Annotated in this window: 24 protein-coding genes and 1 tRNA gene; 5 read left to right on the top strand and 20 right to left on the bottom strand. The window is 67.2% G+C overall.

All coding sequences use genetic code 11. From position 1 onward, the window contains the following. Window positions 1–20: 20 nt before the first annotated feature. The 5 genes from QO058_RS26410 to QO058_RS26390 form a co-directional block, all read right to left on the bottom strand. On the bottom strand, window positions 21–1,097 hold the full coding sequence (locus QO058_RS26410) for a helix-turn-helix transcriptional regulator (RefSeq protein ID WP_284169182.1): 1,077 nt from the start codon (window positions 1,095–1,097) through the stop codon (window positions 21–23). Between the two features lie 44 nt (window positions 1,098–1,141). Continuing rightward, the gene (locus tag QO058_RS26405; protein ID WP_284169181.1) at window positions 1,142–1,687 is read right to left on the bottom strand and encodes a hypothetical protein; all 546 of its coding nucleotides are present in this window, start codon (window positions 1,685–1,687) and stop codon (window positions 1,142–1,144) included. Between the two features lie 107 nt (window positions 1,688–1,794). Further along, on the bottom strand, window positions 1,795–3,735 hold the full coding sequence (locus tag QO058_RS26400; RefSeq protein WP_284169180.1) for a hypothetical protein: 1,941 nt from the start codon (window positions 3,733–3,735) through the stop codon (window positions 1,795–1,797). A gap of 183 nt (window positions 3,736–3,918) precedes the next feature. Continuing rightward, window positions 3,919–4,545 carry a transglutaminase-like cysteine peptidase gene (locus QO058_RS26395; RefSeq protein WP_284169179.1) on the bottom strand — a complete coding sequence of 209 codons (627 nt, stop codon included), beginning with the start codon at window positions 4,543–4,545 and terminating at the stop codon, window positions 3,919–3,921. 317 nt (window positions 4,546–4,862) lie between these two features. Further along, the gene (locus QO058_RS26390) at window positions 4,863–5,333 is read right to left on the bottom strand and encodes an MgtC/SapB family protein (RefSeq protein ID WP_284169178.1); all 471 of its coding nucleotides are present in this window, start codon (window positions 5,331–5,333) and stop codon (window positions 4,863–4,865) included. 106 nt (window positions 5,334–5,439) lie between these two features. Here QO058_RS26390 and QO058_RS26385 point away from each other — a divergent pair, with 106 nt between their 5' ends. Next, the gene (locus QO058_RS26385) at window positions 5,440–5,724 is read left to right on the top strand and encodes a TilS substrate-binding domain-containing protein (protein ID WP_284169177.1); all 285 of its coding nucleotides are present in this window, start codon (window positions 5,440–5,442) and stop codon (window positions 5,722–5,724) included. 269 nt (window positions 5,725–5,993) lie between these two features. Here QO058_RS26385 and QO058_RS26380 read toward each other — a convergent pair whose 3' ends face one another. The 6 genes from QO058_RS26380 to QO058_RS26355 form a co-directional block, all read right to left on the bottom strand. After that, window positions 5,994–6,236 (bottom strand): hypothetical protein, encoded by a 243-nt coding sequence (locus QO058_RS26380; protein WP_284169176.1) that lies wholly within the window; start codon window positions 6,234–6,236, stop codon window positions 5,994–5,996. A gap of 361 nt (window positions 6,237–6,597) precedes the next feature. Next, window positions 6,598–6,673: transfer RNA gene (locus QO058_RS26375), tRNA-Phe, on the bottom strand. 697 nt (window positions 6,674–7,370) lie between these two features. Then, window positions 7,371–7,580, bottom strand: a complete 210-nt coding sequence (gene yacG, locus QO058_RS26370) for a DNA gyrase inhibitor YacG (RefSeq protein ID WP_284169175.1) — start codon at window positions 7,578–7,580, stop codon at window positions 7,371–7,373. Next, window positions 7,570–8,394 (bottom strand): SDR family NAD(P)-dependent oxidoreductase, encoded by an 825-nt coding sequence (locus tag QO058_RS26365; RefSeq protein WP_284169174.1) that lies wholly within the window; start codon window positions 8,392–8,394, stop codon window positions 7,570–7,572. Before QO058_RS26365 ends, yacG begins: the two co-directional genes overlap by 11 nt. Window positions 8,395–8,518: 124 nt before the next feature. Continuing rightward, complete coding sequence (locus QO058_RS26360; protein WP_284169173.1) at window positions 8,519–9,946, bottom strand: L-lactate permease; 1,428 nt, start codon at window positions 9,944–9,946, stop codon at window positions 8,519–8,521. A gap of 22 nt (window positions 9,947–9,968) precedes the next feature. After that, window positions 9,969–10,619 (bottom strand): Maf-like protein, encoded by a 651-nt coding sequence (locus tag QO058_RS26355; protein WP_284169172.1) that lies wholly within the window; start codon window positions 10,617–10,619, stop codon window positions 9,969–9,971. A gap of 278 nt (window positions 10,620–10,897) precedes the next feature. Here QO058_RS26355 and QO058_RS26350 point away from each other — a divergent pair, with 278 nt between their 5' ends. Beyond that, window positions 10,898–11,275, top strand: coding sequence for a hypothetical protein (locus tag QO058_RS26350; protein ID WP_284169171.1), 378 nt, complete (start codon window positions 10,898–10,900; stop codon window positions 11,273–11,275). Here the strand turns inward: QO058_RS26350 and QO058_RS26345 are convergent. From QO058_RS26345 to QO058_RS26335, 3 genes are all read right to left on the bottom strand, one after another. Continuing rightward, window positions 11,272–12,129 carry a CDP-alcohol phosphatidyltransferase family protein gene (locus QO058_RS26345; RefSeq protein WP_284169170.1) on the bottom strand — a complete coding sequence of 286 codons (858 nt, stop codon included), beginning with the start codon at window positions 12,127–12,129 and terminating at the stop codon, window positions 11,272–11,274. The genes QO058_RS26350 and QO058_RS26345 overlap by 4 nt on opposite strands. 167 nt (window positions 12,130–12,296) lie before the next feature. After that, window positions 12,297–13,043, bottom strand: a complete 747-nt coding sequence (locus QO058_RS26340) for a phosphatidylserine decarboxylase (protein ID WP_284173032.1) — start codon at window positions 13,041–13,043, stop codon at window positions 12,297–12,299. Window positions 13,044–13,141: 98 nt separating this feature from the next. Then, window positions 13,142–14,797: an FAD-binding dehydrogenase gene (locus tag QO058_RS26335; RefSeq protein WP_284169169.1), complete on the bottom strand. Its 1,656-nt coding sequence runs from the start codon at window positions 14,795–14,797 to the stop codon at window positions 13,142–13,144. 144 nt (window positions 14,798–14,941) lie between these two features. Between QO058_RS26335 and QO058_RS26330 the strand changes: the two genes are divergently transcribed. Further along, on the top strand, window positions 14,942–15,943 hold the full coding sequence (locus QO058_RS26330; protein ID WP_284169168.1) for an SDR family oxidoreductase: 1,002 nt from the start codon (window positions 14,942–14,944) through the stop codon (window positions 15,941–15,943). 112 nt (window positions 15,944–16,055) lie between these two features. Beyond that, window positions 16,056–16,448, top strand: coding sequence for a hypothetical protein (locus QO058_RS26325; RefSeq protein ID WP_284169167.1), 393 nt, complete (start codon window positions 16,056–16,058; stop codon window positions 16,446–16,448). Between the two features lie 61 nt (window positions 16,449–16,509). On the opposite strand, the gene QO058_RS26320 is transcribed toward QO058_RS26325, so the two are convergent. The 6 genes from QO058_RS26320 to QO058_RS26295 form a co-directional block, all read right to left on the bottom strand. After that, the gene (locus QO058_RS26320) at window positions 16,510–17,013 is read right to left on the bottom strand and encodes a hypothetical protein (RefSeq protein ID WP_284169166.1); all 504 of its coding nucleotides are present in this window, start codon (window positions 17,011–17,013) and stop codon (window positions 16,510–16,512) included. Between the two features lie 81 nt (window positions 17,014–17,094). Beyond that, entirely contained in the window at window positions 17,095–17,985 is an 891-nt protein-coding gene (locus tag QO058_RS26315; protein WP_284169165.1) for a DMT family transporter, read from the bottom strand. After that, complete coding sequence (locus QO058_RS26310; protein WP_284169164.1) at window positions 17,982–18,635, bottom strand: class I SAM-dependent methyltransferase; 654 nt, start codon at window positions 18,633–18,635, stop codon at window positions 17,982–17,984. Before QO058_RS26310 ends, QO058_RS26315 begins: the two co-directional genes overlap by 4 nt. Continuing rightward, entirely contained in the window at window positions 18,632–19,486 is an 855-nt protein-coding gene (locus QO058_RS26305; RefSeq protein ID WP_284169163.1) for an AraC family transcriptional regulator, read from the bottom strand. The genes QO058_RS26310 and QO058_RS26305 overlap by 4 nt, the downstream gene beginning before the upstream one ends. A 92-nt stretch (window positions 19,487–19,578) precedes the next feature. Further along, window positions 19,579–21,489 carry an ABCB family ABC transporter ATP-binding protein/permease gene (locus tag QO058_RS26300; RefSeq protein ID WP_284169162.1) on the bottom strand — a complete coding sequence of 637 codons (1,911 nt, stop codon included), beginning with the start codon at window positions 21,487–21,489 and terminating at the stop codon, window positions 19,579–19,581. Window positions 21,490–21,700: 211 nt separating this feature from the next. After that, window positions 21,701–22,303, bottom strand: a complete 603-nt coding sequence (locus QO058_RS26295) for a nucleoside triphosphate hydrolase (protein WP_284173031.1) — start codon at window positions 22,301–22,303, stop codon at window positions 21,701–21,703. A 200-nt stretch (window positions 22,304–22,503) separates the two neighbouring features. Between QO058_RS26295 and QO058_RS26290 the strand changes: the two genes are divergently transcribed. After that, window positions 22,504–22,836: a hypothetical protein gene (locus tag QO058_RS26290; protein WP_284169161.1), complete on the top strand. Its 333-nt coding sequence runs from the start codon at window positions 22,504–22,506 to the stop codon at window positions 22,834–22,836.

Genomic DNA, 22,836 nt, shown 5'->3' with positions numbered 1-22,836 from the left:
CGCTGCGTGGGGCATGGCCATCACAGAAGCTGCGTGCCCTTCAGCAGGGCGACGAGCTGGCCCTGCCGGCTCGTTCCGGTCTTGCGGAAAATGCGGTCGAGGTGAGTGCGCGCCGTTGTCATCTGGATGCCGCTCTGGAGCGCAGCTTCCTGCAGCGATAATCCCTGCGCCAGGACCGCGGCGAGCTTCATTTCGGCGGGCGTCAGGTCGAACAGGCTCATCAGCACCTGCAGCGACGGCACGAGGCGGCTCGCATTCACCGTGACGGCCGCGACCAGCGTGGTAGCGCCGGAGAAGATGTCGCTCGCCGAGCGCTGCAAGGGCACGACATGCACGATCATCGCCGGTCGACCCGCTTCGGCCGGCACCGGGATCGAGCGGGCAGCGGCTTCAGGATCGCCCTGCGCGGCCGCGAGCGCCTCCTGCAGGAGCTTGTTGGCAGCGGGCCGCGCCAGGCCGAGGCCGCCGAAGGCGAGCGGAACCAGGGTTTCCGAGACATCCTGGATCAGGGCGTTGTTCGCCATGACGCGGCCCTTGCCGGAGAGCACGGCCGCCGGCACGCCGAGCGCCTGCAGCGCCGATACCGCCGAGTGCGCCCGCTCCATTCCGAGCCGCGCCGCCAGATAGGCGCTGCGCGCGAAATGAGGATGCAGGCGGTTGAGCGTCCCGATTACCGACGGATCGAAACGCCCGTCTTCCCGCAAGCGATTGAGGATGAAGACGACGAGCTCTCCGGTCGGCATCGGAATGATCGTGCCGACCTGCTGATCGAGGCCGAGCGTCCGCCCCACCATGGCGGTCTCATCCTGGGCGATGTCCGGCGAAAAATACTCGTCCGCGACGACGAAGCCCGAGAGCGGATTGGCGAAGAAGAAGGGAATGCGGCGATCGGCCTTCCAGTAGCCGGCCTCCGACACCTTCGCCCAGAGCTCGGCCGAACGTCCGGTCGCGAGACTCTTGATCGGCCGGATGCGGTCGAACACCATCATCCCGCCGGACTCGGCACCGCTGCGCAGGCTGATCTTGTCTATGACGCGCGGCCATCTCTCGGGATCGAAAGCGGCCTCATAGACATCGTCGGCAACGTCATTCAGCATCGACAAACGCGGGGCGTCCTCACGGCGATGCAGCCGCAACGCATTCAACTGCAGATTGGTTCGGGAAGACAAGCCTCGCGGGACCTTGGCGTGTCTGGTCGCTGGGCAGTTGCAAGGGCCGGCGATCGGCAGCGTTCTCCCGGCTGACGCACCCGCATCCTAACGAACGACGCGCCCGCGCACCCGCCCCCATTCGACAGCCGGCAGAGGCAGCGGGCACCGGCAAGAGCCCGGCTGGACGCAGCGCAGGTCCGGCGCGGCGTCTTGCAATACGCCACGAGCACGCCTCGGGGCGATGGAGCTTCCACCGCGCCATAGCGCGGCATGTAGATCGGGTTCGGTGAGCGCGGCGCTGCCCGCGGCGTCCCGCCATAGTCGACCGGCGGGCCCGCGCCGGGCAGGCCCCCCGCCCCCGGTGCATGCAGCCTGAGGTCGGGCGTGTGATCGAAGATCGAGGGCGGGCCCAGGCCCTGGCGCGGTCCGCCCGGCGTCAGCGGCGCATTGCCGGGCGTGCCGATCTGGGCGAGCGCCGGATGGACGAACAGCAATGCGGCCAGCGCCGCCATCGTCTGCTTCCAAGACGTCATCATCTCTCACCTTCTCTCCCCATGCCTCGTCGAGCAGTAATCCCATTGGACTAGTTCGAGCGACCTAAAGCTTTCACTCGAATAGAATAAAATCAAGTCAATACCGCATGCTATTCCTCAACGTGCCGGATTGGCCCTGTTTGGAAATCTAAAACAGGCCATCCCGAAATACATCGTTTTTGCGCTGGGCAGCTACTGGCTTTCCGGGCGGGAGGTACGTCATGCGATACCTGCAGAGCAAGATCTTTATTGCCGGACTTCTCGCTACCACCTCGAGCTTTGCTTACGCTCAGGGGGCTGGCCCGTGGCCAGAGTATCATGCGGGTGCCGCAATGGACGGCACCGCGACAGCGCGTCCTCACGGCGCCTGCGAACGCAAGCTCATCAGAAACAACTGGCTGTGGGAATGCGATCCGGCAGCGCGCGGCAACCCGTTCCGCCCGAGCGCGGCCCCGTCGGGGGCCGGGCCGACGCTGGCGGACGCCGGTGGGGTGCGATACTACAACGCCGTATCCCCGAATGGCCGTAGAACGCGGGCGCCGAGCCGGGATTGCATCGTCGTGCAGTATGCCAGCGAACAGCTGTGGACGTGCCCGCCGCTGACCACCGCGTCGATCGGCGCGCCCGCTCCAGCACCTCAGGGAGCCGCGGCCAGCAATGTCCAATATTACAACGCGGTTGCCTCCAATGGCAGGCGCACACGCGCACCCAATACCGCGTGCACTCTGGTTCAGCAGGGCGGCAGTCAATACTGGATGTGCCCGCCCCTGACGACGGGAGCCTTGTCTTCGGGTGGCGCTCCGAACTCCGGTGGAAGCGACCGCAACGGCGGTGAAGGTTCCACCGGCGGTGTAGGAAACGCCTCGAGCGGCAGTTCGGCAGGCAACTCGAATAGCGGCGGCAGCGGCGGTGGCGGCCAGAGTGGTGGCGGTCAGGGCGGTGGCGGCCAAGGCAGCGGTGGTGGCGGTCAGGGCGGCGGTGGCGGTGGCGGCGGCCAGGGCGGCGGTGGCGGCGGTCAGGGCGGCGGCGGCCAAGGCGGTGGCGGTCACGACGGTGGCGGCCATGGCGGCGGCGGTCACGGCGGCGGCGGTCACGGCGGTGGCGGTCATGGCGGTGGCGGCCACGGCGGCGGTGGTCACGGTGGTGGCGGTCAGGGCGGTGGCGGTCATGGCGGTGGCGGCCACGGCGGCGGTGGTCACGGCGGCGGCGGTCACGGCGGTGGCGGTCATGGCGGTGGCGGCCACGGCGGCGGTGGTCACGGTGGTGGCGGTCAGGGCGGCGGCGGTCACGGTGGTGGCGGCCATGGTGGCGGCGGTCACGGTGGCGGCGGTCACGGCGGCGGTGGTCATGGCGGCGGTGGCCACGGTGGCGGCGGCGGTGGCGGCCATGGTGGCGGCGGTCACGGTGGCGGCGGTCACGGCGGCGGTGGTCACGGCGGTGGCGGCCATGGTGACGGTGGTCACGGCGGCGGCGGCCATGGTGGCGGCGGTCACGGCGGTGGCGGTCATGGCGGTGGCGGCCACGGCGGCGGTGGTCACGGTGGTGGCGGTCAGGGCGGTGGCGGTCATGGCGGTGGCGGCCACGGCGGCGGTGGTCACGGTGGTGGCGGTCAGGGCGGCGGCGGTCACGGTGGTGGCGGCCATGGTGGCGGCGGTCACGGCGGCGGTGGTCATGGCGGCGGTGGCCACGGTGGCGGCGGCGGCGGCGGTCACGGTGGTGGCGGCCATGGTGGCGGCGGTCACGGTGGCGGCGGTCACGGCGGCGGTGGTCATGGCGGCGGCGGTCACGGCGGCGGCGGTCATGGCGGCGGTGGCCACGGTGGCGGTGGCCACGGTGGCGGCGGCGACGGCGGCGGTGGTCACGGCGGCGGCGGTAATGGCGGCGGTGGCCACGGTGGCGGTGGCAACGGCGCTGGCGGCGGCGGTAATGGCGGTGGCGGTGGCCACGGCGGCGGCGGTAATGGCGGCGGTGGCAATGGTGGCGGTGGCCACGGCGGCGGTGGCGGCAACGGCGGTGGCGGCAACGGCGGCGGCAATGGCGGTGGCGGCCACGGCGGCAGCAGCCGTTGAGCCCGGAGACCTATCCGATCAGGCTGCGCACCAGCCTGATCGGATCACGCGCGCTCCAGTACGCCGGATGACCCTGGTCTCGACCAGCAGCCGACGCAAAGCAAAGCGAGCACGTCCTCATATGTCCCGGCTTCTCGGAACAGCCATCCTCGGCAATCAGGCCGGTCAGGGCCGAGATGGGCGCCGGGTCGCGGCGGTGACGGCGATCGTGCCGCCATCGATCGCTTCCCAGGCACGCGGATTGGCCTGCGACATGCGCGTGAAGAACAGGTATCCGGTTTGCGTCCAGTTCAGGAGGCGGGAGGTCTTGTTGTCGAGAACGAGATCCCCTTCGGAGGTCGCGGCCATCAGCACCGCGTGGCCCTCGCCGGCGGGCGTGCCGACGACCGCGATCAGCAGGGCCGAGGACGGCCAGCCACGCTCGATCAGCTGCCTGCGCTTCAAAAGCGCGAAATCCTCGCAATCGCCCTGCCCGTCGGTCGGGATGCTCCAGACATCCTCGCGGCCATGATGCTCCCGGTCGGAGATCTCGGAGATGGCGGAATTCACCCGCGCATTGACCTCCTGCAGGTCGCGCTGGCGCTCCGGGGTCAGGACGACCTGCCGCGTCACGGCCCCGGACTTTCGACATTCCGCCGGGTTCTTGGCGCAGAAACTCACGAATGCCGGCGGCGGCGACGCCGATCCGCGGGTCCTCGCCGCGAGTTGCTCGGCCTGGGCAGGGCCTGGCAGAGTTCCGACCAGCAGCGCGACGCCGATGGTCCATATCGCGATGGAGGCAGGCATCGTCATGGTCGAAACCACATCGTCATGGTCCGCCTTGCGGTGGGAGATCGCGGGAAAGGCAGGTGAAGGATGGGGGCGTTTGCTTAAGAAAGAAGGCAATTCTGTGATGAGAAAGCGCGGGAGATTCGCACGGCCAGCTTGAATGCTGTGCCGAATTCCCGCAGGTCCGCCAAGGCTGAAAGCGCCCCCGCGAACAGAACGCCGCAGCGCAAGCTCTCGCGCGCAGGGTGAGCCGTTCGCGTCAATGGCCGGGTTTCACTCGCAAAAGCGAGCGGCTTTCCGACGCTGAAATCGGACTGCCGACGCGACGGTTTTCAACAGGATCAGCCGGCTCCCTCGTCGCCGCTGCCCTCTGCGGACGGCGCCGGCCGCCCGGCCCGGCGCTCGATCGAATGATCGACGATCAACAAACCCAGGCCGAGTACCGTCGCCGAGAGCACGATCGCATGGTCGCCGAGACCGGCGGCGCAGCCGAGCGCCGCGGTGACCCAAATCGCCGCCGCCGTGGTCAGGCCCTGCGGCGTGGTCTGGCCCTTGCGCAGCACGATGACGCCGGCGCCCAGAAAGCCGATGCCGGTGAGGAGCCCCTGCACGACGCGGCTGGCGGCGTCGATCTGGTCCGGCTGGCTGAAGATCGTCGCCGCGGCGGCGGTGCCGAGGCCGACGAGGCCGAAGGTGCGGATACCGGCCGCCTGCTGCCGGCCGGTGCGCTCCCAGCCGACGACGATCCCCGCCGCCATCCCGGCCAGCAGGCGCAGCAACAGATCGATCTCGGCCCAGATGTCGAAGTTCATGCCACTATCCCCACAGCGATTGATCGTGGGGCGTCAACGCGCGAAGGAGCGAGGTGTTGCCGCGCGCCGCTTGTCCGGCCCAGATTGGCGAAACAAGGTTCGACAGATGCCCTACACCGACCCGCTCGAGCCGATGCTCCAACGCGCAGACGAACTGCGCCGCCGGATCGCCCTGCGCATCGTCGAGGAGGCCGGCGCCACGCCACCGCCCTCCCCGTCAGCCGATCACCTCGCTGCCGCCGACGAGGCGATCGCCGCCTGGGACGAGCAAGGCGAGGAAGAGCAGGATCAGCGGGCTTTCCGGAATATTGGGCCGTTGCAGGAGCTGCTGGCGGAGTATCAGGCGACGATAGAGCGGATCGTTGAGGAGCGTGATCGGCGGCTGGGGTGACAAATAAAGGGAGCGGCGGCGTTGGAGATGCGGCAACCTGCCTCGGCGCCGCGGTTCAAGCCTTGTTCGATCTTCGCTCACTCAATATGACCCAAACAATGACTGACCCGGCAGAGGGTGTACTTTGAATATTATGGATGTCAGGATTTTTGGCCCATTCTTTGCTTTGATTTGATACTGCCCAGATTCCTGATACGGCTTATTTCCAGAGGCCTTTCCCCAACCCGCCCCGCTAGGATATACTCTTAGATAAGCCTTGCTATTCTTTTTTAACTGCACAGTCCCGCCGGGATGCTGGGTTTGATTGCCATCTCCCCCATGAGATATATTTTTACGTTCGTGTTAGCCGAATATTGGAAGATCGCCAATTCATACCCGAGCGACCTAAGCTCAATTACAACATGATTATCTTGATAAACACCGACAACGGCAGTTTCTGAATTGATCATAACAACGGCATTATGAAGAGAGCCAAAATCGACCGCGGATGTTATCTGCATTATCTTGCTCATGACTGCCTCTCCGATCTAAAAATATCCTTTGTGCTCGGCAGTTTCCTGCTTTCGCCGGAAGGGCGCATCATCCATATGAAGGAACTTTTTGGGTGGCGGCCAATACGCGACCGGTGATCCGCAGGGGGAATTTGGCCACGCGGCCAGAGGTGGCCGCCACGATCACCATTGGACCGCCAGCGGCTTCAGAGGAGAGCATTAGCACTGCCTGCCAACGTCTCGACCGCGCCTGTAGGTCGGCTAGGCGCGCGAGTCAGGACCGTTCCAAGCCGCTGGTCTACTCCGGGCGCGCGGCAGCTTCATAAACGAAGCCGATGAGCGCCAATCATCTCTAGGACGTAAAGGTGCGCCGAAATGCGAATGGTGCCCAGGGCTGGAATCGAACCAGCGACACTGCGATTTTCAGTCGCATGCTCTACCAACTGAGCTACCTGGGCGTCCCGCGAAGCGCGCTGCGCTTCGGTTGGTGGGAGGCGATATAGATGCATGGGCACGGGCTGTCCAGCCGACAAACGATCCGGCCCGTGTGAAATTTTCGTCCGGGACTGCGCAGGCGTCAAAACAGCGAGCTGCGCGGGCGTTTTGCTGCGCCAAAGCGGATGGCGCCGCCGATCCGGCAGGCTGCGAGCGCGGCCGCCCTTCCGGCGTGAACAAAGCCTGGAACCAAAGCGCTGTGGCCGGGTTTATGCGGCGGCGCCGGTAACGGCGCCGTGCCTACCGCCGATCTGGAGCAAGCCGCGGATGTACCGGTGGCTCGATCGCGCGGCAGGCGGAATTCAGGGCGATCAGCCCACCGGAAAGTATCTGACCCGTCGCGCGGCGGTCAGTGAACGGCCCGGCGTCCTCCCGAGAGGGAAACGCCGGGCCTTTCTTTGTCGAATGCCAACGGCTCTAGGCTTTGACCGATGGTACGACTGGCTCGCCGTCATTCCGGGGCAGCCCGCAGGGCTGAGCCCGGAACCCAGAACCGATGCCGACCATCATTGTGGCGCAGCAATGGCAACGCCTTTCCGGCACCCGATATCGGTTCTGGGTTCCGGGCTCTTTGCTATCGCAAAGCCCCGGAAAGACGGCGCAATGCTGGCCCGAAGCCCAAGCCCTCAATCGATCAAAGCGAGGGGCCGGTGGTCCGGATCAATTCTCTTCATCCCGCCGCATCGGCACTTCCTCGGCTTCTTCCACCGGCTCGCCCGGAATCACGTAATTGCCCTTGAGCCAGCGGCCGAGGTCGATGTCGGAGCAGCGGCCCGAGCAGAACGGCTTGAAGCGCTGCACGGCGGGCTTGCCGCAGATCGGGCAGGGCCGCGCAGGCGTGACGGGATTCTCGGGTTGTTCAGGCGCCATATTGCAAGGTCACTCCGCCATCGACTGGAAGCTCGATGCCGGTGACATAGCGCGCTTCGTCGCTGGCGAGGAAGAGCGCCGCCCAGGCGACGTCCCAGGCCTCGCCCATATGACCCATCGGAACCTGCCGGTCGCGCGCCGCCCACATCGCCGCGACGTCGCCCTTGCCATAGGTCTGGGCGAGCCCGGCCGAATGCTCGACCATCGGGGTCTTCATCAGCCCGGGCAGCACGGCGTTCACCCGGATCTTCTCGGGGGCGTATTGCGCTGCGGTGGTGCGGGTGAGCTGGTTCATCGCCGCCTTGCTGGCGCCATAGCTGGCATAGGGCACGCCGGTGTGGCGGATCGAGGCGATCGAGGAGATGTTGATGATCGAGCCGCCCTGCCCGCTTTCGGCGAACTGGCGCTGCATCACCGGGATGACATGCTTCATCGCCAGGAAACAGCCAGTCAGGTTGACCTTGAAGACGCGCTCCCAGGTTTCGAGCGGCAGGTCGACGACACTGCCGACCTCGGCGATGCCGACATTGTTGTCGAGCACGTCGATGCGGCCATAGGCCTTGAGCGTCGCCTCGACGAGCGCGGCGAGATCGTCCTGGCTGGTGACGTCGGTACGGATCGCGAAGGCCTCGCCGCCCTCGCCCTTGATGATGCTCGCGGTCTCCTCGGCGGCGTCGAGATTGCGGTCGGCGCAGACGACCCTGGCGCCTTCGCGGGCGAACACGGTCGCGGTCGCCTTGCCATTGCCCCAGCCCGGGCCGACCGAGCCCGCGCCCGCGACGATCGCGACCTTGCCTTGAAGACGTCCAGCCATTCCAACGTTCCCTGCCCCGCGCGCCATCTGATGCCGGCGCCTCCTGATCGCGACAGCATCGGCACTCGCAGCGGCCTCGGCAAGCGCGCGGCGTGCAAGCCGGCATGCGCCCCGGCGCCCGGCCTCAGGCGAGCTGCGCGGCCATGAGCGCGATGGCGACCGTGAACCCTGCGACCAGCGCGAACCAGGGCCAGAGCGAGCGCATCGCCTGGCCGGTCTCGGCCGTCGTCGCCTTGATCAGGACCTGGCCCATGGTGACGCGGACCGGGCTCACCGCAGTGAGCAGGCTGCCGGCGACGACCGCGGCGGCGATCACCAGAAGCCTCGCCTCGCCGGCCGGGACGAGCGCGGTGGCAAGCGGCATCGAGACGGCGCCGGCGCCGGTGTTCGAGCCGGTGAGATAGCCGCCGAGCGCACCCGCGACCGGCACGACGCCGGCCGACCAGGAGCCGAGCACGCTGCTGACGGCAAGGCCGATGCCGGCGGCGAGGCCGGAGCCGACCATGATCCAGGCCATGCCGACGAGCAGGAAGGTCAGCAGCGCCGCGCGCCCTGAGCGCTGCAGCGTCAGCTTCATTAATGCCGTGGCCTGCCTCGCCCCGCCCCGGCTGATGGCGACGACGAGCGCGATGGCGATGAGCGGCAAGGCCGGCGAGAGCAGCGGCGCAAAGGCCGAAGCGTCGGCGAAGGGCTTGAAGGACGGGATCTCCAGCCGATCATGGATCGCCGGCACCAGCCGCATCAGCGCCAGCGCGATGACCAGCGCGATATAGGGCGCAAGGCGCGCCAGCAGCGTCCGGTCGAGCCCGGCCCAGCCCCTGACCCGCAGGAAGCGCAGCAGCATCACCGGCGCCAGCGCCGCGATGGCGGCGAGCTCCAGCGGCAGAGTGAGATTGGCTGCGACGAGCAGGGCCATCAGCAGCAGGATGAGGCCGGCCCATTCGGCGCGGTCGGCGAGTGCGGGCGGTAAGCCCGCCTGCCGCGACAGCCGCCAGAACAGCGGCAACAGCGCGGCGCAGAGCAGCGCCGTCACGACCGCGATCCGCCAGATCAGCGCCGTCAGTGAAACACCGGCGATGTCGGCGCTGATCCTGGTGCCGATGCCGAGCGCGCCCCAGGGCACCAGGATCTGGCTGAAGGTCGCGAGCGCCAGCGCCGGCGCCTTGTCGACCCCGAGCCGGCGGGCATCGGAGACGGCAACGACATAGCCGACGCCGAAACCGGTCGCGGTTTCCAGGAACGGCCCGCGCAGCAGGCAGGCCTCGGCGAGCGCGCCATGCTCTGGCTTGGCGGGGTCGGCATCGGCCTGCGCCCGCTCCAGGCTGAGCGAGAAGGCGAGTCCGGCGACGATGACGAGGGTCGCCGGCAGGCCGATCCAGGCGCCGGCGGCGAAATGCCTGATGATCGCAGCGGCGTCCGGATGGTTGGGGCCAGCGATATAGGCGACGAGCGCGGCGCAGAGGGTGCCGACCAGCCCGGCGGTGAGCGCCGAGCGGCCCGACAGGATCAGCCCGAGGAACAGGATGAGCGGCGAAAGCCAGATCAGCACCATGGTCGTCTGGCTTTAGGTTCGCTCAGCCGACATTCAGCCAGCCCAGGCGGATCGGGAAGCCCTCGCCGCCGAGCAGGTTGACCGTCTCGTAGAGCGGCAGGCCGACGACGCCGGTGTAGGAGCCGACGAGCTTGACGACGAAGGAGCCGGCGATGCCCTGGATCGCATAGGCGCCGGCCTTGCCGCGCCATTCGCCCGAGGCGAGGTAGTTCTCGATGTCGTCGTTGGAGAGCCGCTTGAAGCGCAGGCGCGTCTCGACGATGCGTTCGCGGATCGTGCCCGACGGCGTCGCCAGCGCGACGCCGGTATAGACCCGGTGGGCCCGGCCGGAGAGCAGGCGCAGGCACGCGGCCGCCTCGTCGACGATCTCGGCCTTGGGCAGGATGCGCCGACCGACCGCGACGACGGTGTCGGCGGCAAGGATGTAGGCGCCCTCGAGATCGGGCCGGCCCTTGAGCCCCGCGAGCCCGGCCTCAGCCTTGGCGCGGGCGAGCCGGCGGGCGAGATCGCGCGGGCGCTCGCTCTTGAGCGGGCTCTCGTCGAGATCCGACGGCAGCAGCGCGTCGGGCTTGAGGCCGGCCTGTTCGAGCAGAGCCAGCCGGCGCGGCGAGGCCGAGGCCAGGACCAGCTTCGGCCGCCAGCCCGGCGGTTTCTGGGAGCTGAAGAGATTCAAGTGTCGGCTCGCTGCGCGTCCCGGACGGTTTCCCGCAAGGCTTTAGAGCCAGTTGCGGAATATCCCAAGCCCTCTCCTGAGAAGCTTTCCGCCCGGTTGTCCTGCCGCTCGCGCATGGGGTGGCTGCATCTCCTGTGCAATGCGTAGAATTTGAGCGTGGCCATGCATGGTTCCGGATTGCACTAACTCGTTTAGCTTGCCACATCAGACGAGCGGGCGTGGCGGCGACCCGCAAGGCTCGGCCCACGCGGCCCCCTTCTCACCGGAGAGTTTTCGCCATGGCGTCACGAACTGGATCTGCCTCGACCGTCGCGCTGGCGGCGGACGCGCAAAGCGTCCTTGCCCAGATGGTGGCGATGCAGGTCGACGCCGGGCTCACCATCGCCATGCGGATGCCGATCCTGGCCAAGGGCGCGCTCGGCGACGCCAGGGGCCAGCGCGAGGCAAGCAAGGCCGTGGTCGAGAAGGCCGCAGCCATGGCCGAGAGCAGCTTCGCCATCGGCCATGCCGCGACACTGTTCTGGTGGAGCATGGCGTTCAACCCGCTGACCCCGAACGGGCTCGGCGAAGCGACGGCAAGGGCCGTCCACAGCACGCTGGAGCCGTTCTCGCGGCGTACCCGCGCCAATGCCAGCCGGCTGTCGAAGCGCCGTTAAGCCTTCGGTTCGGAGCCCGTCTCAAGCACCGGCTCGGCGACCGTCGGCAGCGCGGCCGTGGCGTCGTACTCGCGCTCCAGCTTGCGGTAGCGCGCGACGCTGAGCGGGATCAGCGCGAGATAGGCCGCGACGACCAGCGCCAGCATCTCGAACGGGTAGGCGAAGAGCAGGCCGGCGATGACGACGACCGCGACGAAGATCGGCAGCACCTGGTCGCGCGGAACGCGGGTGCCGAGCGTCTTGCCGGCATAGCAGGGGATGCGCGAGATCGTCAGGAAGGCGATGAACAGGATGTAGAGCCCGACGAAGGGGGCGCCATACTCCCGCACCGGCACGCCGACGAACTCCAGGTAGAACGGCAGCATGGCGGTGATCGCGCCGGCCGGCGCCGGCATGCCGACGAAGAAGTTCTTCTGCCATTCGGGCCGGTTCGGATCGTCGATCATCACGTTGAAGCGCGCCAGCCTGAGCGCCATGGCGCAGGCCAGCGTCAACACGATGATCCAGCCGAACGAGCGCAGATCGTGCAGGACGAAGGTCCAGAGCACGAAACCGGTGGCGACGCCGAAGCAGACGAAATCCGAGAGCGAATCGAGCTCGGCACCGAAACGCGAGGTGCCCTTGAGCAAGCGCGCGAGGCGCCCGTCGATGCCATCGAGCAGGCCCGCGACGAGGATGCAGACCGTCGCCGATTCGAATTTGCCGTCGACCGCGAGCCGCATCGCGGTCAGGCCGAGGCAGAGGGCGATCAGTGTCACGACATTGGGCGCGATCAGCCGGAACGGGATCGCCTTGAAGCGGGCGCGCTTCGATTCGACGCGCTCAGGCTCGAAAGGGGGAAAGAGGTCGCTCATACCAGCCGGAATACGTGGTTTTGGGGCGGGAGGCTAGCGTGGGGCGAAGCGCATAGCGTCGTGCTCGGGCTTGACCCGAGCATCTCAGGACCAGTGGGCGGCATTGCCTTCTTGTCACGAGATTCTCGGGTCTGCGCTTCGCTCCGCCCGAGAATGACGGCTTCAGCTCAAATTCCCCGGAACGCCCTGGCGATGTCGTTGCCCGAAAAGTCCGCCAGCACGGTCTCGCCGGCGATCGCAGTCTGGCCCTCGCCGACCAGCGGGGTCACGCCCTGCGGCAGGTAGACGTCGACGCGCGAGCCGAAGCGGATCAGGCCGAAGCGCTCGCCCTGCCCGAGCGGATCGCCCTCCTTGACGAAGGGGACGATGCGGCGCGCGATCAGTCCGGCGATCTGGACGACCGCGATGGTCCCCGCCGGCGTCTCGATCGCCAGCGCGTTGCGCTCATTGTCCTCGCTCGCCTTGTCGAGCTCGGCATTGAGGAAGAGGCCGGGCGTATAGGCCATCTTGAGGAGGCGCCCGGCGACGGGGCTGCGGTTCACATGGCAGTCGAAGACGTTCATGAACACCGAGATGCGCGTCATCGGCTCGGCCGGCAGGTCGAGCTCCGGCGGCGGCACGGCGGTGGCGATCTGGCTGATGCGGCCATCGGCGGGCGAGATCACCAGCCCCTCGCGCTGCGGCACGATGCGGACGGGATCGCGGAAGAAATAGCAGATCCACAGCGTGATCAGCGTGCCGATCCAGCCGAAGGGCCCCCAGAGCTGGCCGAGCACGAGCGTCGCCACCACGCCGATGGCGATGAAGACATAGCCTTCCTTGTGGATCGGCACGATCGTCCGGCGGACGGAGTCGACGAGAGACATGGGCGTTAGTCCTGTTGCTCTTGTTGGCGCGGCGCGCGCATCTGGCAGCGCCTTCACGGCGGGGTTGAGGCCGCAAGACGGCGAAGCTGTTTAGGCTTTTGCGGGCTTTTGCGAAAGAGGCGTGGGGACAGCGCGACAATCGATCCTTACCGAACCGCCTTCGCCGCCGCCCTGCCTGCGACCCTCCCTGAGAACAGGCAACCGCCGAGGAAGGTGCCCTCCAGCGCGCGATAGCCGTGCAGGCCGCCGCCGCCGAAGCCGGCGGCCTCGCCGACCGCGTAGAGCCCGGGCACCGGTGCGCCGCCTGAGCCCAGCACGCGCGCCGAGAGATCGGTCATCAGCCCGCCGAGCGATTTGCGCGTCAGGATGTTGAGCCTGACCGCGACCAGCGGACCATGGGCCGGGTCGAGGATGCGGTGCGGCTTCGCTGTGCGGATCAGCCGGTCACCGATATAGGCGCGGGCACCGCGCAAAGCCGTGACCTGCAGGTCCTTGCCATAGGGGTTCTCGGCGTCGCGGTCGCGCGCCTCGACCTGTGCTCGCAGATGCGCCTCGTCGATCAGCCCGACACCACCGAGCTCGTTCATCCGGGCGACCAGGCGCGAGAAATCGGTCTCGACGATGAAGTCCTTGCCCTTGTCGAGGAAGGCCTGGACCGGCGCCGGCATGCCGGCGCGGGCGCGCTGGATGACCTGGCGCCAGCTCTTGCCGGTGAGGTCGGGGTTCTGCTCGGATCCCGAGAGCGCGAACTCCTTGGCGACGATGCTGCGGCTGGTGACGAACCAGGAATGGTCGAAACCGGTCTTGCGCAGATGCTCCAGCGTGCCGAGCGTGTCGAAGCCGGGGAAGAGCGGCACCGGCAGGCGATTGCCGCGCGCATCGAACCAGAGCGAGGACGGGCCGGGCAGGATGCGGATCGCATGCGCCGGCCAGATCGGCGCCCAGTTGGCGATGCCCTCGACATAGTGCCACATCCGGTCACCGTTGATCAGCCGGCCGCCGGCGGCCTCGGTGACGGCGAGCATGGCCCCGTCGACATGGGCCGGCACACCGGAGAGCATTCGCTTCGGCGGCTCGCCGAGCCGCTGCGGCCAGTTGCGGCGGACGAGGTCGTGATTGCCGCCGATGCCACCGGAGGCGACGATCACCGCCTGCGCCTTGATGGCGAAGCTGCCGATCACCGCGCGCGAGCTCGCCTGCCCGCGCTCGACCGCGCTGTCCTCCAGAACCTCGCCCTCGACGCCGTCGATGGCGCCGGTACTGCGCGTCAGGCCGGTGACGCGGTGACGGAAGCGCAATTCGATCAGGCCCTTGGCTTCCGCCTCCGCGACACGGCGCAGGAAGGGCTCGAGCACACCCGAACCCGTGCCCCAGGTGACGTGAAAGCGCGGCACCGAATTGCCGTGGCCGGTGGCGAGATAGCCGCCGCGTTCGGCCCAGCCGACGACCGGGAACCAGCGCATGCCCTGCTGGTGCAGCCAGCTGCGCTTCTCGCCGGCAGCAAAGTCGAGATAGGCGTCTGCCCATGCCTTGGGCCAATGATCCTCGTCGCGGTCGAAGCCGGCCGAGCCGAACCAGTCCTGCTGCGCCAGGGCGAGCGAATCCCTGATCCGCAGGCGGCGCTGCTCGGGCGAGTCGACCAGGAAGAGCCCGCCGAAGGACCAGTGTGCCTGGCCGCCCAGGCAAGCGCGCGGCTCCTGCTCGACGACGATCACCTTGCGGCCGGCATCGGCCAGCTCCGCGGCGGCGACGAGGCCGGCAAGGCCAGCGCCGACGATGACGACGTCCGCCTCAAGCGCCATGTGCCCTCCAAGCTGCCGGATTCCCGTTGCGGTTGAGCTTGCCGAGAAATCGTCGGACCGCAAGGGCGCATCTGGCGGGCGGCGGAACAGGGGCTGCGGCAACACGTTGCCCAAGCAACCGGGCAAGCGCGCAAGGAGGCGATGATGGCGAAGACCGCGACGAAACGAAAAGACGACAAGCTACCTAAATCGGTGAAGGCCGCAGCCAAGCAGCAGCGGCGCATCCAGAAGGGGATTGCCCGCGCCGACGCCCGGCCGCTGAAGAAGAAGGATGGCGCGGTGCAGGCCGGGGCGCGGCTCTATCCCGTGCCGCCGTTCAAGCGCCAGCATCAGGCCAAGCCCGGTTCGGAAGCGGCGCTCGATCCGGCGCCGATGTATGACGCGCCCTACTACAAGGGCTCGGGCAAGCTTCAGGACAAGGTCGCGCTGATCAGCGGCGGCGATTCCGGCATCGGCCGGGCGGTCGCGGTGCTGTTCGCGCGCGAAGGCGCCGATGTCGCGATCCTGCATCTCGGCGAGGATGAGGACGCGAAGGAAACGCTCGCGGCGATCGAGCGAGAGGGCCGGACCGGCGTCGCCTTCTCAGGCGACATCCGCGACTCGGGCTTCTGCCGCGATGCCGTGGCGAAGACCGTGAAGGCACTCGGCGGGCTCGACATCCTCGTCAATAATGCTGCCTTCCAGGTGCATGCACCGCGCTTCGAGGATCTCACCGAGGAGCATTTCGACACGACGATCCGCACCAACCTGCATGGCTATTTCCATCTGACGCAGGCGGCGCTGCCGCATCTCGGCAAGGGCAGTGCGATCGTCAACACCGGTTCGGTGGTGGGCTTGCAGGGCAGCAAGGAGCTGATCGACTACGCCACCACCAAGGGCGGCATCCACGCCTTCACCCGCTCGCTGGCGGCGCATCTGCTGCCGCGCGGGATCAGGGTCAACGCAGTCGCGCCCGGCCCGGTCTGGACGCCGCTCAACCCGTCCGACCGGCCGGCCGAGGCGGTGGCGGAATTCGGCTCGCAGGTGCCGATGAAACGGCCGGCGCAGCCCGAGGAGATCGCGCCGGCCTATGTCTTCCTCGCCTCGTCGCACTGCTCCAGCTACATCACCGGTGAAATCCTGCCGATCATCGGCGGGCATGGCTAGATCGCTGGGCGGATCAAATATTTGCCGCAGAATGGTCACGAAAGACTTTGGAACGCCTGGCTCCCGCGGCAGTTCTTTCTTCAGGACACATCATCAACCCTGGAGGATGAGGATGAAACCGCTGAAGATTGGACTGGTTGCTGGCGCACTTGCGCTGTCGTCGGTCGCGGCTATGGCGCAGGGCGTCGATCTGCGGCCGGAGAACAGCATTCCGAAGTACGAGCGCGGGCCGACGAGCAATGACAATGCGCCCTATCGCGGCGGCACTTACAAGCCGGACGATGTCCGCAGAGGCTATGACCGGGGCGGCTATGACGGCGCGCGCTACGAGATGATCTCGCAGCGCGAGGCGATCAGGATCGCCCGCCGCAACGGTGTTTCCGAGATCGACCAGGCCCGCTGGAGCGGCAATGTCTGGGTGATCGACGGCTCCGACAGGCGCGGCGACGAGCTGCGCGTCGAGATCAACGCGCGCGGCGAGATCGTCGACGTCGACCGCAGCTGACACGTCGTCAAAGAACGACATGGCGAGAACTGGGCGGCCTTCGGGCCGCCCCTTTTTTGTTTCAAGCCGAGCGCAGCGCTGCGACCCCGTTGCCGAAGCGCCGCGTTGCCAGCACCGTCAAGGCGAGGAAGATCGCGAGCACGATGCCCTGGGCGATGGCGAAGGGCGGCTCGCTCTGCGTCGGCGCCATAGTGTGCAGCACCGTCACCTTGAGGAAGAGCTGCGCGATCAGCACGAAGATCAAAAGGTAGAACGAGAGCACCGCCGTGATCGCGTAGGTTCGGCGCCATCCTCCCCGCAGCCCCTTGCCGTAGAGGGCCACCGCGGCGATCGCCAGCAGCAGGAGCGAGATCGCCCCGACGATATGCGACGGCAGCACACCGCTGAACGGAAAGACGTAGCCGGTGATATCGGTCGCGGCCGATGTCGACAGATAGACGCCGTTCCAGCGCTGGCTGAGATGGCCCTTCAGCAGCGCCGCTGTCATCGGGATTCCAGCGACGATGGCGATGATGCTGAGCCAGGTGTGGAAGCCGACCAATGTGGTCGGATCGAGCACGAACATGATGAAGCCCCCCGCTTCAAATGCAGTGCGCCATACTGGCAAATCCTGGGCCATCCTGGCGAGAGCTTTGTGGAAGCTTTCTCAACTGGAAGGCTCGATGACCCGCGCTGCGCTCTCCGAGCGCTCTGGCCGCCGGGCCGTGGAGAAATAAGAGCCGGCAACGATCAGGGCGAAGCCGGCCAACAGCGCCAGGGAGAACGGCTCGCCCAGCACTGCCACCCCGAGCAGCACCGCGACGGCCGGATTGAGATAGGCGATGACCGTCGCGCGCGACGCGCCGACCTCGGCGATGAGCGCGAACAGCAATTGGAAGGCCAGAGCCGTACAGAAGACAGCCAGGGCGATCACGGCGAGAGATGCATCCAGCGGGAAACGCGCCGGCCAATAGGCGGGGACGAAGGGTAGATAGAGGACGGAAGCGACGATGAGCGAGCAGACTACCACCGCACCATCGTCAGTGTCGGCGAGCTTGCGCGCCACGATGATCGGGCCGACCGCGTAGCCGAGTGCGCTCGCGCCCAGGGCCAGCACCGGCAGGAGCTCCACCGGCTGCTCGTCGAAGCCAAGCAGCGCGACGACGCCGGCCAAGCCAAGGCCGAGACCAACGAGCCGGCCTGCCCCCAGCTGCTCGCGCGAGAGCACGACGCCCAGGATCGCGGCGATGATCGGCGTCAGCGCGATGATCAGGCCGGCGAGCGAGCTCGTGACCCGCGTCTCGGCAAAACCGATCAGGAACCATGGCCCGCTGATCTCGGCGAGCGTGAACAGGATCAGCCAGCCCGGCTTGCGGAAACCGGCCATGATGCCCTTGCCGCGCAGCGCGAAGGGCAACAGCACGAAAGCGCCGATGGCGGCGCGGCCGAAGGCGACGATGATCGGGTGATAATCGACGAGTGCGACCTTGATCAGCAGATAGGGCACGCCCCAGATCACGCCGAGGGCGAGGAAGAGGACCAAGGCTTTCCGGCTCATTCCGGCGCGCCCTTCCTGAACAGTGCAATCAGCCAGCGGCCTTCGCTGCCCTCGAACGAGTGTGACCAGAACAGACCGAGGCCGAGCGCGGCCAGCACGGAGACGAGCTCGGAGCGCTGCCACTGGGCGACGTAGTACTCGTTGCCCTTCGAGCCGATTTCGACTGTCTCGCCCTCCCCCTCGCGGATCGAGAACAGGAATGCGCCGTCGTCGCGAAGCGCCTGCGCAATCTTCTCCAGAACCGCGGGCAAGACGCCCCGCTCGACATGCTGGAGCACATAGAGCGCCAGAACGCCGTCATAAGGACCGCCCAGCGGATCACGGATCACGTCGAGGCGCTCGGCATTGCGGCCGCGCGAAGCCTGGAAATGCACGAAGGACTCCGCGCCGTCAGTGCGCCTGACGGCGAGCCCCCGCTCCTCCAGCCAGTCCGCGTCCCAGCCAGGGCCGGAGCCGATCTCGAGCAGGCAGTTGCCCGGTTCGACAGCTTTCAGCAACTCGACCAGTGCCGGCTGATCACCCGCCTCCGGCTTGGGCGCGGTCGTTTCAGCATAGTCGTCGGCGCAGCCTTCATAGCCGGCGAGGGTCGATGTGTTGGAGGCCGAGCGGCTCGCCGCTCCGCTCTTCTTGGATGCGTCCGATGCTGTCATGTCGCACTCCCGTTCCCATTGCGCTCCAACGGGATCCAGATCGTCAATCCGCCAAGCCCGGTGCCCGGGTCGAAGGCTTCGTTGTGGAATTCAAGGACGGGGCCGTTCGCAGCATTGAGGCCTGCGGCAGGCAGCGCCTCGTTCCAGATCGCCGTATAGGTGTCGAAGATCGTCGAGACATGGTCGCGATGGTCGAAGACCGCGCAGGTCTCCGGTTCGATGTCCAGAGCGGCAAGCGGCTTGCGGGGCGAGGAGACCGAGCTGACCTCGGCGGCGCACATATATTCAAAGCAGCCGTCCTCATCCGGCGCACGGCAAACGCCGATCGGTATCCCCGGGGCCTTGTCGGGGATGTCGGCATAGTGGTCGCACATGAACGCCTGCCACTGTGCCGGAATCCCGATCGCCGATTCATAAGAGCACGGCGCGGAGAGGCCGACGAGGCGCAGGCGACGTAGCTCCCGCAGGGTCGGGATCGGCGTCCGCGCCCTGCCGTTCGTCAATCGCAGCGGCGCGACCAGACCGAGCCTGTCAGTGCTGCCGCCGTTGCGGACCTCCTCAGGCGTGGTTCCGAACTGGTCGCGAAAGGCCCGTGTGAAGGCTTCGTGCGAGCCGTAGCCGAATTCGAGCGCGACGGAGAGGATGTCGGGCGCGCCGGCAGCCAGACGCTTGGCGGCCTCGCTCAGCCGCCGCGCCCGGAGATAGGTCATCACCGGCCAGCCGCTGGCGGTTCCGAAGGCGTTGGCAAGATGCGAGCGCGAGACCTTGCAGGCGGCCGCGATCGAGCCGAGCGTCAATTCCCGGCCCGAGTTGCGCTCGATCACCCAAAGCGCCTTGTCGGCAAGCGACATGCCCCGGCTCCTCCCCGTGAGAGCCCCGTGCATATCATCGGCTTTAGTCCGTCGCTTGATCGTTCGTCCACAAGCGGCGCGGAGCGATTACGTCACTGCGTCAGGCTGACCCTGACGCTCTCGCCCTCTTCCGCAGTCGCGCGCTGCAGTGTCGCCTTGGCCTCGTCGACCTGGCGCTGGCGGTTCCAGAGCGCAGCGTAGACGCCGTCGGCGGCAAGCAATTCGCGATGGTGGCCGCGCTCGACGATCAGCCCCTTGTCGAGGACGATGATCTCGTCGGCGTTGATCACGGTCGAGAGGCGGTGGGCGATGACCAGCGTGGTGCGGCCCTCGCTGACCCGGTCGAGCGCGTCCTGGATTTCCTTCTCGGTGAAGGAATCGAGCGCCGAGGTCGCCTCGTCCAGCACCAGCACCGGCGGCCCCTTCAGGATGGTGCGGGCGATGGCGACGCGCTGCTTCTCGCCGCCGGAAAGCTTCAAGCCGCGCTCGCCGACCGAACTCTGGTAGCCCTCCGGCAGCGACTTGATGAAGCGGTCGATCTGGGCGAGCCGTGCGGCTTCCTCGATCTCCGCTTGCGTTGCCTCGGGGCGGCCATAGCGCAGATTGTATTCGATGGTGTCGTTGAACAGCACCGTATCCTGCGGGACCATGCCGATCGCCGAGCGCAGGGAGACCTGCTGGATTTCGGCGATATCCTGGCTGTCGATCAGGATGCGGCCGGCTTGCGGCTCGTAGAAGCGGAAGAGCAGGCGCGAGATCGTCGACTTGCCGGCACCCGACGGGCCGACGATCGCGATGGTCTTGCCGGCCGGCACCTCGAAGGAAATGCCGCGCAGGATCGGCCGCTCCGGCACATAGGCGAAGTGGACATCCTCGAAAGTGACGGTGCCAGCACGGACATCGAGCGGGGCCGCGCCCGGCTTGTCCTGGATCTCGGGATCGCGGCCGATCAGCTGGAACATCTGCTCGATGTCGAGCGTCGCCTGCTTGATCTCGCGATAGACGGTGCCCATGAAATTCAGGGGGATGTAGAGCTGGATCAGCATGGCGTTGATCAGCACGAAATCGCCGACCGTGTTGGTGCCGGCCTGGAAGCCGCGCACGCACATCACCATCGAGATGGTGAGACCGGCAGCGAAGATCGCGGCCTGGCCGAAATTGAGCCAGGCGAGCGAGGTATAGGCCTTGATCGAGTTGCGCTCATAGCGCGCCATCGAGACGTCGTAGCGGGCGGTCTCGCGCGCCTCGGCGCCGAAATATTTCACCGTCTCGTAGTTGAGCAGCGAGTCGATCGCCTTGGCGTTGGCGTCGGTGTCGGATTCGTTCATCTGGGCGCGGATGGCGATGCGCCATTCGGTGGCCTTGATGGTGTAGGCCATGTAGCCGACCACCATCACCACCAGCACGACGACATAGCGCCAGTCGAACAGCCAGAGCAGCACGCTGATGATCAGCGTGACCTCGATGATCACCGGCACCAGCTGGTTGAGGCCGAGGCGGACCATCTCCTCGATACCGTTGCGGCCGCGCTCGAGGACGCGCGTCAAACCGCCGGTCTTGCGCTCGAGATGGAAGCGCAGCGAGAGATGGTGGAGATGGCCGAAGGTCTGCAGCGCCAGCGTCCTGACCGCATGCATGAAGACCGGCGCGAAGATCGCATCGCGCAATTGCACGAAGGCGGCCGAGCCGACGCGGGCAAAACCGTAGATCACGGTCAGCGCCAGCGGCGCCCCGACCAGGAAGGGCAGCCAGTTCGACAGCGTCGTCGGGTTGTTGGCGAGTGCGTCCGTCGCCCATTTGAAGGCGAAAGGCACGCCCATCAGCACCAGGCGGCCGATCACCAGCAGCACGAAGGCGGCGACGACGCGCTGGCGCAGATCGGCCCGTTCCGGCGGCCAGAGATAGGGCCAGAGCGCCTGGAAGGTGGCGATAAAACCGGAGCCGGGCTGGAGCACGGTGGGGCGCGCGAGAGGCGCCGAGACCGGCGTGGCAGGCGAGGACATTGAAATGCTTCCAAATGGAACCGCCGATATAGGCGGATTCTCCGGGGAATGCAGGGGGCGGGAGAAGAAATCGCCGAGAGGTATGAAAGACGGCCCGAAGATACACAGCCCTCATCCTGAGGAGCGATCCTACAGGATCGCGTCTCGAAGGATGCTCCAGATTGTTCCAGAGCCTCATGAACCATCCTTCGAGACGCCGCTCCGCGGCTCCTCAGGATGAGGGCTGTGGGAAATTGCTCCAAACGACATCCGCCCGCCGGCTGCTTTCGATCACCAGTCGCGCATTGGGCAGATCGTTGCCCTCGACCCAGGCGCGCGCAGCCTCCTCGCTGCGGCCAAGATCGGTCCAGCGTGTCAGCAGGCGGCGCTCCAGCTCGACAATCGGCACATCGATGAAAATAGTGAGGTCGAAGAGCGGCGCGAGCTCGGTCCAGGGCGCCCGGTCGAGCAGGAGATAATTGCCCTCGACCAGCACGAAGCGAGCGTCGGCCGGGACGATCGCCGCGCCGGCACGGGACAGATCGGCCTCGCGGTCGAAGACCGGCACTGGAACACCACCCTCGCCCGAACGAATGCGCCGCAGCGTCGCCACGAGCCCGGCGCAGTCGAAGGTCTCGGGTGCGCCCTTGCGATGGCGCAGCCCCATCGCGTCCAGCATGGCATTGTCGAAATGGAAGCCGTCCATCGGCACGAGAGCCGCCTCGCCGGCGGGCAATGCGGCGAGGAGATGCTCGCTCAGCGTCGACTTGCCAGCTCCCGGAGCGCCTGCGAGCGCAATGACGATACGGCGCAGATCACCGGCCCGCTCGACGATCTAGGCAGCGATTTCTTTGGCAGTCTGCATGGTCAAGGGCCCGGCTTTCCCAATCTTTCGCCGCAAGATCGGCGAGGCCTGCAGCAGCTGCAACCGAACGCTACCGCCATGAAGCGGCACCTATCAGGCCTTGTTCTCGTCGCAACTGCGATGTCAGACTGACCTAAAGCCTTTAAAGGCTGAGCCTTGGAGAAAACGCCATGACGCTTCGACGCATTCTGCCCGCCACCTGCGCGCTCGCGCTTCTGACGACCCTGCCAGCGCTGGCGCAGTCCCGGCCACCGGCGCAGGTCAAGATCACCAATGGCCGCACCGTCCCGCTTGAGACGCTGGAGATCACGACCACGGGCGAACAGGCCCGCCTCGTCGGCAAGCTCGCCAAGCCGCTCGCTCCCGGCAAGAGCATCATGATCAAGCTCAACAAGCCGGCAGGCTGCAGCTACTACCTGCTCGGCAAGTTCAGCGACGAGAGCGAAAGCGACAATGACGGCATCGACCTCTGCAAGGAGAAGTCGCTGCGCCTGACGGAGTGA

It is taken from the genome of Bosea vestrisii (assembly GCF_030144325.1).
Lineage (GTDB): Bacteria > Pseudomonadota > Alphaproteobacteria > Rhizobiales > Beijerinckiaceae > Allobosea > Allobosea vestrisii_A.
Note: the sequence above shows the minus strand (reverse complement) of the source record. Positions and strands in the feature narration are given on the sequence as shown.